Origin of the sequence: Caldichromatium japonicum, assembly GCF_011290485.1 — a bacterium.
In the GTDB taxonomy this organism is placed as follows: domain Bacteria; phylum Pseudomonadota; class Gammaproteobacteria; order Chromatiales; family Chromatiaceae; genus Thermochromatium; species Thermochromatium japonicum.
Genome location: NZ_CP048029.1, coordinates 2,206,464 through 2,220,750 on the forward strand (window position 1 = coordinate 2,206,464; position 14,287 = coordinate 2,220,750).

The following is a 14,287-nucleotide window of genomic DNA, read 5'->3' on the forward strand; positions in this document are numbered from 1 at the left end:
AAATCCGCGACAATCCTTGGCCCAAGCAAGGGCAAGGCTACTCTTGTTCGATGGCTGCTCGATCAGGCATCTCGATGGTCGCCTGCTGGATATGAGACGAGACTGTGTCAACATTGATCATCTTTGAACACCCGCTTAACGAACGCATCCGCACCTTCTTGCGCGTAGAACATCTGTTCCGCCAGCTCGATTATTTCGTCCACCAGGAGGACCCGCGCTCCTCGCGCTGTGCCGTGGACGCGCTGTTGGATATCGTGGCCGTCACGGCGCGGGCGGATGTCAGGACCGAGATCCTCAAGGAGCTGGAGCGGCTCATCGCTAATCTCAACCGGCTCACCAACCAGCGCGGGGTCGATCGTGAGGCCTTGGAATGCATCCTCAGCGAACTGCACGAGGCTGCCGCAGGGGTCCAGCAGCTGCATGGACCTATCGGCCACCAGGCGCGCGAGGATGAGTTTTTGAAGGCGATCGCTCAGCGCAGCAGTATCCCCGGCGGGACCTGCAGCTTTGATCTGCCGTATTTTCACTATTGGTTGATCCAGCCGACCGAACAACGCCAGGCCCGTTTCGCCGATTGGCTGGAGGACCTCAACCCGGCGATCGCGGCCATCCGTCTGGCCTTGTCCCTGCTGCGTTCGAGCTCATCTTCGCGGACGGCGCTGGCCGAAGGCGGCTTTTATCAAGAGGCCCTGGACGCCGTGGCGCCGGCGCAGATGCTGCGGGTCGGCATCGAGGCCGAGCGCTCGATCTTTCCGGAGATCAGCGGGCATCGCAATCGTTTCAGTATCCGCTTCATGTCCCCCGAGCCCCAAGGACGGGCGAGCCCTTGCGGTGAAGACGTCGAGTTTCAGCTCACCTGCTGTGTCTTCTGAACATGGTCAAGACCGTCGCTTGCCCGACCTGCGGCAAACCCGTCCCTTGGATGCCTGAATCGCGCTGGCGCCCCTTTTGCAGCGAGCACTGTCGGCTGATCGACCTCGGCGATTGGCTCGCGGAGCACCACCGGATCAGCGGTCCAGAGGATGAGGGTGCAGGCAGCCAATCTGAAGGCGACGGGGAGCAGCAACCGCCGCATTGAAAAATCAAAGACCAGATCAAGCGGGCCACAGACCGCGGATCGCCGCGATCCCCTGGGCGCCCTGGGCGATGGCGGTGTCGAGATCCTCGGGGGTTAGACCGCCGAGGGCATAGACCGGCAAGGGGATGGGCGCGATCAACTCGGCAAAGGTCGGCCAGCCGAGCGGCTGGGCCTCGGGGTGGCTTGCCGTAGGCTTGACCGGCGAGAGGAGCGCATAGTCCAGCCCCAGCTCGACGGCACGCCGAAGCTCAGCGCGCGTATGACAAGAGGCGCCGATCAATTCGCGCGCCGACCCCGGCCGCCGTTCCAGCGTCATCAACAACCGGCGATTGAGATGTAGCCCATCCCGGGCAAGCCCCTCGACCTCTTTGGGGGCGCGATTGAGCAGCAGGTGCGCCCCATGCGCCTGACAGAGCGGCCAGACCATACCTGTCAGCTCCCGATAGTCCAAGGCCACAAGCTCGGGCGCGCGCAGTTGAACGAGCCGCACCCCCTGCGCCAAGGCCCGCTGGAGCCTTGCGCGAAACAGCAGCGGGTCAGTAGGGTCGGGGCCAGTGATCAGCATAAGCCGCGGCAGGCGCAAGGCCGCGATCACCGGTCGATCGGCAGCAGGAAACACGGTGGGATCCATGTCATCGGGCACCAACCAAGTGAGCGCTTGGCCCTCGCACCCGCGCGGGATACCCTGATAATCCAGCACCCGATAGACATCGAGCAGCACCCGTCGGTCGCCATAGTCGTGCGGGACACGGATCAAGGGCTCGCATGCGCCGAGCGCGATCCCTAGCTCCTCAGCGAGCTCGCGCGCCAGTCCCTCTTGCGGGGACTCACCCGTCTTGAGCTTGCCGCCCGGAAACTCCCAAAGCCCCCCTTGATGGAGATGCTCCGCGCGGCGGGCGATTAGGACCCGCCCTTGTTCGTCGCTCAAGACACCGGCAACGACATGGAGCCAGTCACCTGGGTTCAAAGACATTCTCGTAGATCGCAGTGATCGAGATCCCGGCATCGATACACTGAAAGCCGAGGCTATCGCAGCTGAAGATCTCTACCGACCAGCCAGCGACCCGCCGCTGGCGTTCGATGCGCCGTTCAGCTTGCTCGATCAACCGAGTATTCCCGTAGGTTCGGCAGCTCGGCATGGTGCGGTAGCGTCGGAGGGTGGGCAGCGCGCACCCAAAATTTATCCCCGGCCTAACTGCGATAGTTGGCATTGATCCGGACATAGTCCTCGGAGAGGTCGCAGGTGAGGATCTCGGCGCAGGCATCGCCCCGTCCGAGGGCGACACGGATCAGGAGCTCGGGCTTGGCCATCGCCGCTGCGCCATCCGCCTCGGTATAGGTCGGGGCGCGGGCACCGCCGGCGACGACCTGGATGCCGCCGAGCCAAAGTTCAACCCCCTCGATGGCGAGGTCCAGGATCCCCGCCCGCCCAACTGCAGCCAGGATGCGCCCCCAGTTAGGGTCTGAGGCCGAGAGCGCCGTCTTGACCAGGGGCGAATGGGCGATGGTATAGGCGACCTGTCTCGCCTCATCGCGATTGCGCGCCGCCTCGACCCGCACCCGCACCAGCTTGGTCGCCCCTTCGCCGTCGCGCACGATCTCTGCCGCAAGCTCGCGACAGACCGCATCCAGGGCCTCCTGGAAGGCGCGGGCCCCTGGGTCATTGAGGTCGGCGAGCGGGGGATTGCCGAGGGTACCGGTCGCGATCAGGACACAGGCGTCGTTGGTCGAAGTATCGCCATCGATGGTGATGGCGTTAAACGAGCGATCGACTGCGGAATGTAAACAGGCGCGCAGACACTCGGGCGCGACCTGGGCATCGGTGGCGATGAAGGCGAGCATGGTCGCCATGTTGGGGCAGATCATACCTGCGCCTTTGGCGATGCCGGTGATAGCGGCCCTCCGCCCGCCGATCGCAAAGGTCCGCGAGACCAGCTTGGGCCGGGTGTCAGTGGTCATGATCGCCCGCGCCGCCTCCATCCAACCGTTTGGCTGCAGGCTGGACAAGAGTGCGGGAATGGCGGCAACGATCCGCTCGACCGGCAGGGGTTCGCCGATGACACCAGTCGAGAACGGCAGGACCTCCTCGAACGAGCAACCCGCGGCCTCAGCGACAGCCTGGCAACAGGCGCGCGCAGCGGCCAGTCCAGGCGCGCCGGTGCCGGCGTTGGCGTTGCCGGCATTGATGAGCAGATAGCGCGGCATGGACTGGCCCAGGTGTTGGCGGACCAGGACCACAGGCGCGGCGCAGAAGGCGTTGCGGGTCAAGACAGCGGCACACCGACTGCTGGGGGCCAATTCCATCAAGACCAGGTCGTCTCGCCCCTGATAGCGGATGCCGGCCGCCGTCGCCGCTAGACGGATGCCCGCGATGGGGAGGATAGCGTCTTCACCCATGGCCTAATCGACCTTGCCACAGCATTGTTTGTATTTCTTGCCTGAACCACAGGGACAGGGCTCGTTGCGCCCGACCTTTCGCCCATCGCGGACATAGGGGCGCATCTGCTCCTCTGGACTGCGGCCACCCGCCGGCGCCTCTGCTGCTTCATCCGCTGTGGCTTCACCGAATCCGGCGAATGGGTCATGTCTAAACTGAAACTCTTTGATGCTCAGCTCAGGCGGTGGCTGGCTGATGGCTTGTTCCTCGGCACCCTGGATCTCAAGGCGAGCCAGGGTGGTGACCACGTCCTGCTTGATGGCCTCGAGCATGGCCGAGAACATCATGAAGGCCTCGCGCTTGTATTCCTGCTTGGGATTGCGCTGGGCATAGCCGCGCAGATGGATGCCCTGGCGCAGATAGTCCATGGCCGCGAGATGATCCTTCCAGTGCGTATCCAGGGTCTGAAGCATCAGGGCGCGCTCGAGGTTGCGCATCGCTGCCGGACCGATCAGCGCCTCGCGCTCGCGATGCCTGGCCTCGATCTGTTCGAGGATGCGCCGGCGCAGGGTCTCCTCATGCAGGTCTGGATCTTGATCCAGCCAGGATTGGATCGGCCAGTCTCCGCCAAACTGCTCGGTCAACGCCTTGGCGAGTCCGGCGATGTCCCATTGCTCCTCCAGGCTCTCAGGCGGGATGTATTGGTCGATTGCCCGCTTGAGTACGTCGGCGCGCATGGCGGCGAGGGTCTCGGAGACATCGACTGCATCCATCAAGGCACGGCGCTGGCGATAGATGACCTTGCGCTGGTCGTTGGCGACATCGTCGTATTCCAAGAGCTGTTTGCGGATGTCGAAGTTGCGTCCCTCGACCTTGCGCTGGGCGTTCTCGATCGCCTTGGTCACCCAGGGATGCTCGATGGCCTCGCCGCGCTGCATCCCTAGCCGCTGCATGAGCTTGGCGACGCGGTCTGAGGCGAAAATGCGCATGAGGTTGTCCTCAAGCGATAGATAAAAGCGCGATGAGCCCGGATCGCCCTGACGTCCTGAACGACCGCGCAACTGGTTGTCGATGCGCCGCGATTCGTGCCGCTCGGTGCCGATGACATGGAGCCCCCCAGCGGCCACGACCTGGTCATGTCGGGCCTGCCAGGCGGCGCGGATCGCCTCGCGATCGGCATCTGGCCCCGCCTCAGCCAGTTCAGCCTCGAGATTGCCGCCGAGCACAATGTCGGTACCGCGCCCGGCCATATTGGTGGCGATGGTTACCGTTCCTGGGCGTCCGGCCTGGGCGATGATCGCCGCCTCGCGTTCATGGTGCTTGGCATTGAGCACCTGGTGCTCGATCCCAAGCTTTTTGAGTATCGCCGAGACGCGCTCTGAGTTCTCGATCGAGGTGGTGCCGACCAGGACGGGTTGGCCGCGCCGCACACAGTCCTGGATGTCGGCAATGATCGCCTCGTATTTCTCCTCTTGGGTGAGATAGACCAGGTCGCCGCGATCCTCGCGGATCATCGGCTTATGGGTCGGGATGACCACGACCTCGAGGCCATAGATCTCCTGAAACTCATAGGCCTCGGTATCTGCGGTACCGGTCATGCCGGCGAGCTTGGGATAGAGCCGAAAGAGATTCTGGAAGGTGATGGAGGCAAGCGTTTGATTCTCTGGCTGGATGGGGACCCCTTCCTTGGCCTCGACTGCCTGATGCAGACCCTCAGACCAGCGCCGCCCCGGCATGGTGCGCCCGGTGAACTCATCGACGATGATCACCTGGCCATCGCGCACGATGTAATCCACGTTGCGTTGGAACAGGGCATGGGCGCGCAGAGCGGCATAGACATGGTGCATGAGCACGATATTGGCCGGATCGTAGAGGCTGGCGCCCTCATCGAGCAGGCCGATCTCGACCAGCATCTGCTCGACCTTCTCATGCCCCTCTTCACTCAAATAGACCTGGCGTGCCTTTTCATCGACCGAATAATCGCCAGGCCCGAAATCCTCACGCCCTTCGGCATTAATGAATGGCTGCTGGCGGGTGAGCTTGGGGATTAGGGCATCGATCTGACGATAGAGCTCGGTACCACCCTCCGAGGGACCCGAGATGATCAGGGGGGTGCGCGCCTCGTCGATCAGGATCGAGTCCACCTCATCGATGATGGCGTAATGGAAATCGCGCTGCACCCGCTGCTCGGGGGTGAATGCCATATTGTCGCGCAGATAGTCGAAGCCGAACTCGTTGTTGGTGCCATAGGTGATATCCGCGGCATAGCTCTCGCGCCGCGTGCAGGGGCGCAGATGACGATAGCCTTGATCGCTCTCGGGCGCGAAGCTGGGATCATAGCGATAAGAGGCCGCATCCGGCCCCCAGCCACCGGATGAATTGATCACCCCAACCGATAGCCCGAGAAAGTGATAGATCGGCCCCATCCAGGTGGCATCGCGCCGCGCCAGATAGTCGTTGACCGTGACCACATGGACACCCTGACCTGTCAGGGCATTGAGATAGGCGGCGAGGGTGGCCACCAGGGTCTTACCCTCGCCGGTGCGCATCTCGGCGATCTTGCCGCTGTTGAGGACCATGCCGCCGACGAGCTGGACATCGAAATGACGCATCCCAAGCACTCGGTGCGCCGTTTCGCGCACCACGGCGAAGGCCTCGGGCAGGATGTCGTCTAAAGTCGCGCCCGCTGCCAGGCGGGCGCGAAACTCCTCTGTCTTGGCCGCCAACGCCTGATCGGAGAGCTTGCTGATCTCGGGCTCGAGCGCGTTGATCCGCGCCACGGTTTTCATTAAGGACTTGATCAGCCGCTCGTTGCGGCTGCCAAAGATCTTTTTGAGTGGGTTGAACATCGCGAATTCTTTTAGGGATCGAAAAACAGAAGGCGGCGGATGATCAAGATGGTTCATCTGCCGCCCGCGGCAGGCCGGTCTGAGCCGGCCATTGGGTTTGCGATCACTCAGCCCCTCACATCGGGATCGAGGCTGGCAAGGCGTTGGACCGGCTGGCCACCCTTGAGATAGAGCATGGGATCGAGGGTTTGACTATTACGGATGACCTCGAAATGGACATGGGGGCCAGTGGTGGTGCCGGTCGTCCCAACCGTGGCAATCTGCTGTCCCTGACGGACCCAAGCGCCCTCTTCGACCAGATTGCTGCTGTTATGGGCATAGCGGGTGACCAGGCCGTTGCGATGGCGGATATCGACGACCTTGCCATAACCGTTGCGCCAGCCGCTAAAGACGACGATCCCATCGGCCACGGCATAGATGGGCGAACCGCGTGGGCTGGAAAAATCGACGCCCGAGTGAAATTGACGGACATGTCTGACCGGATGAATACGAAAGCCATAGGTTGAACTGATATAGCCCGAACGCACCGGCCAACCTGCGGGGAAGGCAGTGAGGGTGGAGGGGCGTTGTTCGATGATCCGGTCAGCGAGCCGGTCGAGCTTGCGCTCGCGGTCCTGCACCAGGTCGGCGATCCTGGCGAGTTCATCGGCGAGCTCCTTGATGGTGTAATCGCGGGTGGGGCCGGTCTCAGGGCCACCGCGCGGCGGGGGATTGCCAAAATCAAACTCTTGCGGGTCAAGACCCGACATCCGCGCCAAACGTTCGCCTAGGGCATTGATCCGCATGAGTTCAGCCTGCATCTCACCAATCTGGGCAGCCAGGTCTTGAACTGGATGCGAGTGATCGGCAGATTGAGCGCCAGGGTTGGATCGCAAGGCAAGGTTGGTTGGAGAGGGATTGAGACGGTCGCCGATCCAAAAACCGAAACCCACCCCGGCGAATACCAGGCTGGAAACGGCTGAGAGGATAACGAGGCTCGGACTGCGTTGAGTCTTTTTACAAGCGATCTGGGGCATAGCGGGTCCCTTCTACTTGGTTCAGGCTCGACGACAGGGTAGCCCCTGCCGGGGATAGCCCCGCGCCCCCTCAGGACACGCCAGGATCGTCTGGATCGCCAGAGGGGACCCGGGAGGTCTTCGGGTCGTTGAGCATGAGAGGTATCACAGCATGCGCGAGCTGCAGCATATCGGCGATTATTTACACCAGTCTGGACCATTACAGGAACGGCTTGCGCGCGAGCGCGAGGCGCAGCGGCTCTCCCAGGCGATCCGCGCCCGGCTTCCTCCCCAGATACAGGGGCATTATCTAGACGCTCGCCTGGTGAATGGCCGGCTGACGCTGTATGTCGATTCGACTGCATGGCTGACACGCGCGCGTTTTCTCGCGCAGGAGATCCTCAACTCCCTGACATCTTACCACGTGAAGGCAGTCGAGTTTCAGGTCAGACTGATCGAGAGTCCCGGACTCGCCAAAGGGCAATCGGGACCGAGGCTGTCGGCAGTCGCGGCACGACACCTCCTTAAGGCCGCGGAACAACAAAGCGACCCCCAGCTCAAGGAGACACTCAGGCGCCTGGCGAGCCGCGGCCTGGCGCAGAAGGTGCGGGATTAGAGGGCAGGGATGGGCTGGGCGTAACCGATGGGCGCGACGGTTGGGTCCTCGAAGACCACCTCCTCCCAGGCGGATTCTTCGGCCAACAGCTTGCGCAATAAGAGATTGTTGAGGGCGTGTCCGGATTTGTAGCCAGTGAAGGCGCCGATCAGGGTATGGCCGAGCAGATAGAGATCGCCGATGGCGTCCAGGATCTTGTGCCGGACGAACTCATCCTCATAACGCAACCCCTCCGGATTCAACACCCGGTATTCATCCACTACCACGGCGTTATCGAGGCTGCCGCCCAGGGCAAGATGTTGCCGCCGTAGGGACTCGATGTCCCGCAAGAAACCGAAGGTACGGGCGCGGCTCAGCTCGCGCACGAACGAAGCAAGGGACACCTCGATCTCAGCTTGATTGACGCGGGCATGGAAGGCCGGATGATCAAACTCGATCCTAAAGCTCAGCCTAAAACCATCATAGGGCGTCAGGCGTGCGAATCGGTCGCCGTCGCGCACCTCAATTGGACGCTTGATCCGGATACAACGCTTAGGCCGCGGCTGCTCCTCTACCCCTGCCGATTGCAAAAGAAAAACGAAGGGCGCGGCGCTGCCATCCATGATCGGCACCTCGGGTCCATTCAGATCGACATAGACGTTATCGATCCCGAGACCGGAGAGGGCAGCAAGCAGATGCTCAACGGTCGCAACCCGAATCCCGTCCTGCACCAGGGTCGTGGAGAGCCGGGTATCGCCGACGTTGAAAGGGGTGGCCTTGATGTCGATGGGATTGTCCAGATCGACACGCCGAAAGACCACCCCAGTGTCTGGGGCTGCCGGACGCAGGCTCAGATCAACCTTTTCGCCGGTATGCAGACCAATCCCCGTCGTCCGGATGACACGCTTGAGGGTACGCTGCTTGAGCATCGATTCGGGACTCCCAACGAAACATCAGGACCAACGGGCAGAAAACAGTCACCGCTGCACCTCTGGCAATCGATGCGGGATCGGGACTGCGGCATGATCTTGATATTAGGGTTTTCCCGAATCTTTTTCAAGATATCATAGAAAGATCCCTCTATATCATTGTTTTAAAAAGTTTATTTTTCCAAGTTCAATCGGCTTGACGGCGCAAAAACGCCGGGATGTCGAGATAATCGAGGTCGGCCTCATCGCCCTTATCGGCCAAGGCCGCCGCAGGACTGCTCTTACGATGCACGGTCGGGCGGCGCTGGAGCTCGCGGTAATCAGGCTCATCCCCATCGCCAGCAACCAGGCGCACCGGCGACTCCCCAATGGGCCGCTTGATCTTGACCCGCCGATCGCCCAGACCCGTGGCCACCACGGTCACGCGCAGCTCGTCCTCGAGCTCAGGATCGACCACAGTGCCCACCACCACGGTGGCATCATCATCGGCAAAGTCGCGTACTGTCTCGCCCACCTCATTGAACTCGCCAATCGTTAGGCTCGATCCCGCTGTGATATTGACCAGAATGCCCTTGGCGCCGGCCAGATCGATGTCCTCGAGCAGCGGGCTCTTGATGGCGGCCTCGGCAGCAGCGCGGGCACGGTTCTCGCCGCGCGCCGAGCCTGTGCCCATCATGGCCACGCCCATGTTAGACATGACGGTCTTGACGTCGGCAAAGTCGACGTTGATCAAACCGCGGCAGGTGATCAGTTCAGCGATGCCCTGAGTAGCGTTCAATAGGACATCGTTGGCGGCTTTGAAGGCATCGAGCAGGCTGACGTCCTTGCCAAGAACGGACAACAGCTTTTCATTGGGGATAGTGATGAGCGAATCGACATATTGGGCAAGCTCGGCGATCCCCTCCTCGGCGATACGCCGCCGCCTTGTCCCTTCAAAGGGGAACGGCTTGGTGACCACGGCTACGGTCAGGATCCCGAGCTCTTTGGCGACCTGGGCGACGATGGGTGCAGCCCCGGTGCCGGTACCGCCGCCCATACCGGCGGTGATGAAGACCATATCGGCGCCGGCCAGTGCGTCTTGGATGCGATCGCGATCCTCAAGCGCGGCGTGGCGTCCAACATTGGGATCGGCGCCGGCGCCAAGCCCCTTGGTGATATTGGCCCCGAGCTGCAACAGGGTCTTGGCATTGCAGTGGCGCAGGGCCTGGGCGTCGGTATTGGCGCAGATGAACTCGACGCCTTCGATGGTCGAGGCCACCATGTGGTTGACCGCATTGCTGCCGCCGCCTCCGACCCCGATGACCTTGATCACTGCATTCTGACTATGGGTATCCATCAATTCGAACATGAGAGCCGCTCCTCGGCGTCATCTGGACGCCGTTTCAGACTTGATCTCTGATCCAAGGCGGTAGATGCCCGGGATCGCCCCCGACGCAAACGAGACTTCGGCTGCGTCTCGTCCACTTTTCGCCGTCCTATCGACCCGACCCGCGGCAGGCCACAGTACTGAGCGCGATCTGCCGGCGGGATCAAAAGTTTCCTTGAAACCATTGACGCAAGCGCGACCACAGGCCCTTCAAACCATGATGATCCCCAACCTCGGCACGCTGGGCGAAACGATGTTGGCGGGCATACATCAACAGTCCCACGCCCGTGGAATAGATAGGGTTGCCAACCACGTCCGCTGGCCCCAGCACCCGCATCGGCGCACCCAGGCGCACCGGCATCTGAAAGACCCGCTCGGCTAGATCAATGAGTCCCTCCATCTTGGCACTGCCACCAGTCAGCACAACCCCACCGGCGATGATGTCCTCGAAACCGCTACGTCTGAGTTCATTGTGCAACAGGGTCAAAAGTTCTTCATACCGAGGCTCGACGACCTCGGCCAAGATCTGGCGCGACAGGCGGCGCGGCGGGCGATCGCCGATGCTCGGAATCTCGATACTGTCCCCATTGGTAGCAAGCTGGGTCAGGGCGCAGGCGTGGTTGATCTTGATCTGCTCGGCGTACTGGATCGGTGTGCGTAGGGCCACGGCAATGTCATTGGTGACCTGATCGCCGGCGATCGGGATCACTGCGGTATGGCGGATGGCGCCATCGGTGAAGACGGCAAGATCCGTGGTCCCGCCGCCGATATCCACCACACATACCCCGAGCTCCTTTTCGTCCTCGGTGAGTACGGCATAGCTCGAGCTCAACTGGGCCAGGACCAGGTCATCGACCTCCAGGCCACAGCGGCGGATGCATTTGACGATGTTTTGCGCAGCGCTCGCCGCGCAGGTCACCATGTGCACCCGCGCCTCCAGGCGCACCCCGCACATCCCGATCGGCTCACGGATGCCTTCCTGGTCATCGATGATGAACTCTTGCGGTAAGATGTGCAGGATCTTTTGATCCGTGGGGATAGCAACCGCGCGCGCCGCCTCGATGACCCGATCGACATCGGCCTGATTGACCTCATGATCCTTGATCGCTGTGATGCCATGTGAATTGAGGCTGCGGATATGGCTGCCGGCGATCCCCGCATGGACCGAATGGATCTGACAGTCGGCCATGAGCTCGGCCGACTCGACCGCCCGCTGGATCGACTGGACGGTCGATTCTATATCGACCACGACCCCCCGCCTCAAGCCCCGCGACGGATGGGTCCCGAACCCGAGGATCTCGATCTGATCGTCGTCCTTGAGCTCACCAACCAGGCAAGCGACCTTCGAGGTCCCGATGTCCAGACCGACCAGCAGATGTTTGTCATGACGTCGCGACATGCGGATTGATCCTCACTGACCCATGCGCGCCACGCGCTGGGGATCCATCCGGACCCTAGTATCGGCCTGTGGCGCCCATTTCACCGAAAAGCCATTGCTATAGCGCAGATCGACCGTTGCTGGACGCCCGACGGCCTCGAGTTGGCGCGCGCTGGCCAGATAACGCGCCAGACGCTCCTCGATTTGGGTGGTCCCCAAACGCAGCTCCACCCCTGAGGCCAGCGTCAGCCGCCAATCGCCGCGCGCATCGACCCCTAAACGCTGGATACCCTGACCGATCCGCCCCAGCGCGGTCTGCCATTGTAGATAGCGCATGACAACCTCAGAGGCACGCTTGTCCTCTCCTTCCAATAGGGGCAGATTGACCTGGGCACCGGCCCCCTGGGGACGAAAGACCACTCCCTCGGCAGTGACCAAGCCGTCGCGGTTCCAACGAGCAATGGGCCGGTATTCCTCGATTGTGACGCGCAGGGTATCCGGCCAGACTCGGCGCAGGCTAGCATGCGCGATCCAAGGCAGATCTTCGGCTGCGTCCTTGAGCGCACGCAGATCCGCCGTGAGGATGCCCCCTTGCAGGCGCTGAGTCAGACGCTCCTGGAGCTGCTGGGATGAGTAGTGATGGATCCCGCCCTCGATCTGAATGACCCGAATCGGCAACAGGCGCGGCTCCCAATGGATCAGTAACCAGCCTAGACCGGCCAAGGTCGCGAGGATTAACAGCCCGAGCAGGGCGCGCAAACGCCCCTGCCCTGCCGAGGCAGAGACAGTGCCAAGGCCTGCTGGGCGGGTCGGTTGGCCGATCATAAGGAGAGACTCGTCTCCAGGATGCGCCAGACCAGCTCATCAAAATCGATCCCCGCGGCGCGGGCAGCCATCGGGACCAGACTATGATCGGTCATGCCCGGGACCGTATTGACCTCGAGTAGATAGGGCTGACCCGATCCATCGAGCATCAGATCGACCCGCCCCCAGCCGCTTGCCCCGATTGCGGTAAAGGCACGTAGCGCCAGGGTGCGCAAGCTGCTTTCCTGGTCTTCAGGTAGACCGCTTGGGCAGTGGTAGCAGGTGGTCGTTGCATGATATTTGGCGTCATAGTCATAAAAGGCATGCGGTGTCTCCAGCCGGATCAGGGGTAGTGCCTCCTTACCCAGGATGGCGCAGGTCAGTTCCATGCCCTGAATCCAGCGCTCGGCCAACACCCAGGTGTCATAGCGCATTGCCAGTTGCCAGGCCGCTGCGAGCGCCTCGGGGGTATCCACCTTGGACATGCCGATGCTCGATCCCTCATGGACGGGTTTGATCATCAAGGGAAACCCGAGCGCCGCGGCCTGATCGAGATCGCTCTCCTCGCGCAACAGCGCAAACTCAGGGGTCGGCAGGCCACAGCCGGCCCAGATGAGCTTGCAGCGATATTTGTCCATCCCGAGCGCAGACCCGAGCACGCCCGATCCGGTATAGGGCAGACCGAGGGTCTCGAGCGCCCCCTGGATCTGGCCATCCTCGCCGCCGCGCCCATGCAGCATGATGAAGACCCGGTCAAACCCGCCGGTGCGCAACTGCTCAAGCACGGTCTCGTCGGGATCGATCGCCTCGACCACAACGCCCCGCCGTTTGAGCGCCGCAAACACCGCCTGCCCGCCCTTGAGCGAGACCTCGCGCTCGGCAGCGCGTCCGCCCAGCAATAGGGCCACCTTACCAAAGCGTTTTGGCGCATCGAGGTTCATTGCATCTCTCCGAACAGGGCACGTACCTCGGGGACTAGGCGTACTCCGGTGCGACGTTCAACGGTTTCCTGGACAAGGTCGATCAGCCGCCGGATGTCGCTTGCCCGCGCCCCGCCGCGGTTGATGATGAAATTGGCATGTTTCTCCGAGACCTCAGCACCGCCGATCCGCAGGCCCTTGAGCCCCGCCGCATCGATCAGACGCGCGGCATAATCGCCCGGCGGATTGCGAAAAACCGAGCCGCAACTCGGTTGGCCGACCGGCTGAGTCGCGGCGCGGCGCGCAAGTAGCTCGCGGATCTGGGCCAAACCGGCAGCGCCATCACCGAGGGTGAGAACGAGCTCGGCGGCTAGGAACCATTCGCCATCCGGCCCCTGAACCTGGCGATAGCCGGGGCGGTAGTCGGTGGCTAGGCGCTCACGGATCTGTCCCCAACGATCAAGCGTCCAGACCCGATCCACAAAGCTCCAGGTCTCGCTCCCCCAGGCGCCGGCATTCATGGCCAGGGCACCACCCAGGGTCCCGGGGATGCCGGCCAAGAACTCGATCCCACGCAGGTCCTGGTGCGCCGCCAAGCGGGCTAAGCGCGCGCTGGGGACCCCTACCTCGGCATATAACCGCGTCTCCCCGCGCCGCGCCAGACCATTCAAGGCGCCGGCGGTTAGGATCACGGTCCCGGGAAAACCGGCATCATCGATCAGGACATTGCTGCCCAGACCCAGCCAGAGGACCGGCTCATCGGGCGAGAGCTGGCGGATGCAGGCAGCGGCATCATCGAGGTCTGCCGGGCGATAGAGCCGACGCGCTGGCCCGCCGACCCGCCAGGTGGTATAGCGCGCCAGAGGTTCATCGTATTGCCAGACACCGCGCAATGCCATCATCGGGCAGAACCTCTGCTTGTCTGCGTCTGCGCCTTGGAGCGAGTTGACGGTGAGTCAGCCAGGACCCTGAGCGTGCCAGGACCGCTCAGAGGCG

The 14,287-nt window shown here is 62.5% G+C and carries 14 protein-coding genes; 3 read left to right on the forward strand and 11 right to left on the reverse strand.

The window, feature by feature from the left end; genetic code table 11:
- The first annotated feature begins 104 nt into the window (after nucleotides 1–104).
- On the forward strand, nucleotides 105–872 hold the full coding sequence (gene zapD / locus GWK36_RS10700; RefSeq protein ID WP_166271125.1) for a cell division protein ZapD: 768 nt from the start codon (nucleotides 105–107) through the stop codon (nucleotides 870–872).
- 2 nt (nucleotides 873–874) lie between these two features.
- The gene (locus GWK36_RS10705; protein WP_210756761.1) at nucleotides 875–1,078 is read left to right on the forward strand and encodes a DNA gyrase inhibitor YacG; all 204 of its coding nucleotides are present in this window, start codon (nucleotides 875–877) and stop codon (nucleotides 1,076–1,078) included.
- 16 nt (nucleotides 1,079–1,094) lie between these two features.
- On the opposite strand, the gene GWK36_RS10710 is transcribed toward GWK36_RS10705, so the two are convergent.
- From GWK36_RS10710 to GWK36_RS10730, 5 genes are all read right to left on the reverse strand, one after another.
- A complete protein-coding gene (locus GWK36_RS10710) occupies nucleotides 1,095–2,051 on the reverse strand; it encodes a Nudix family hydrolase (RefSeq protein ID WP_166271126.1) in 957 nt (318 codons plus the stop codon).
- Nucleotides 2,032–2,217: a hypothetical protein gene (locus GWK36_RS10715; protein ID WP_210756762.1), complete on the reverse strand. Its 186-nt coding sequence runs from the start codon at nucleotides 2,215–2,217 to the stop codon at nucleotides 2,032–2,034. The genes GWK36_RS10710 and GWK36_RS10715 overlap by 20 nt, the downstream gene beginning before the upstream one ends.
- Before the next feature lie 52 nt (nucleotides 2,218–2,269).
- On the reverse strand, nucleotides 2,270–3,475 hold the full coding sequence (argJ, locus tag GWK36_RS10720) for a bifunctional glutamate N-acetyltransferase/amino-acid acetyltransferase ArgJ (RefSeq protein ID WP_166271128.1): 1,206 nt from the start codon (nucleotides 3,473–3,475) through the stop codon (nucleotides 2,270–2,272).
- 3 nt (nucleotides 3,476–3,478) lie between these two features.
- The gene (gene secA, locus GWK36_RS10725) at nucleotides 3,479–6,304 is read right to left on the reverse strand and encodes a preprotein translocase subunit SecA (RefSeq protein ID WP_166271129.1); all 2,826 of its coding nucleotides are present in this window, start codon (nucleotides 6,302–6,304) and stop codon (nucleotides 3,479–3,481) included.
- Nucleotides 6,305–6,411: 107 nt separating this feature from the next.
- On the reverse strand, nucleotides 6,412–7,320 hold the full coding sequence (locus tag GWK36_RS10730) for a M23 family metallopeptidase (RefSeq protein ID WP_166271130.1): 909 nt from the start codon (nucleotides 7,318–7,320) through the stop codon (nucleotides 6,412–6,414).
- Nucleotides 7,321–7,471: 151 nt separating this feature from the next.
- On the opposite strand from GWK36_RS10730, the gene GWK36_RS10735 reads away from it, so the two are divergent.
- Nucleotides 7,472–7,915, forward strand: coding sequence for a DciA family protein (locus GWK36_RS10735; protein WP_166271131.1), 444 nt, complete (start codon nucleotides 7,472–7,474; stop codon nucleotides 7,913–7,915).
- On the opposite strand, the gene lpxC is transcribed toward GWK36_RS10735, so the two are convergent.
- The 6 genes from lpxC to murB form a co-directional block, all read right to left on the reverse strand.
- Nucleotides 7,912–8,823 carry a UDP-3-O-acyl-N-acetylglucosamine deacetylase gene (gene lpxC, locus GWK36_RS10740; protein ID WP_166271132.1) on the reverse strand — a complete coding sequence of 304 codons (912 nt, stop codon included), beginning with the start codon at nucleotides 8,821–8,823 and terminating at the stop codon, nucleotides 7,912–7,914. The two genes, GWK36_RS10735 and lpxC, sit on opposite strands and share 4 nt — an antisense overlap.
- 187 nt (nucleotides 8,824–9,010) lie before the next feature.
- Nucleotides 9,011–10,171 (reverse strand): cell division protein FtsZ, encoded by a 1,161-nt coding sequence (ftsZ, locus tag GWK36_RS10745; protein ID WP_166271133.1) that lies wholly within the window; start codon nucleotides 10,169–10,171, stop codon nucleotides 9,011–9,013.
- A gap of 181 nt (nucleotides 10,172–10,352) precedes the next feature.
- Nucleotides 10,353–11,588: a cell division protein FtsA gene (gene ftsA / locus GWK36_RS10750; protein ID WP_166271134.1), complete on the reverse strand. Its 1,236-nt coding sequence runs from the start codon at nucleotides 11,586–11,588 to the stop codon at nucleotides 10,353–10,355.
- 12 nt (nucleotides 11,589–11,600) lie between these two features.
- Nucleotides 11,601–12,392 carry a cell division protein FtsQ/DivIB gene (locus tag GWK36_RS10755; protein ID WP_166271135.1) on the reverse strand — a complete coding sequence of 264 codons (792 nt, stop codon included), beginning with the start codon at nucleotides 12,390–12,392 and terminating at the stop codon, nucleotides 11,601–11,603.
- Nucleotides 12,389–13,312 (reverse strand): D-alanine--D-alanine ligase, encoded by a 924-nt coding sequence (locus tag GWK36_RS10760; RefSeq protein ID WP_166271136.1) that lies wholly within the window; start codon nucleotides 13,310–13,312, stop codon nucleotides 12,389–12,391. Before GWK36_RS10760 ends, GWK36_RS10755 begins: the two co-directional genes overlap by 4 nt.
- Nucleotides 13,309–14,193 carry a UDP-N-acetylmuramate dehydrogenase gene (gene murB / locus GWK36_RS10765; protein ID WP_166271137.1) on the reverse strand — a complete coding sequence of 295 codons (885 nt, stop codon included), beginning with the start codon at nucleotides 14,191–14,193 and terminating at the stop codon, nucleotides 13,309–13,311. Before murB ends, GWK36_RS10760 begins: the two co-directional genes overlap by 4 nt.
- Nucleotides 14,194–14,287 lie beyond the last annotated feature (94 nt).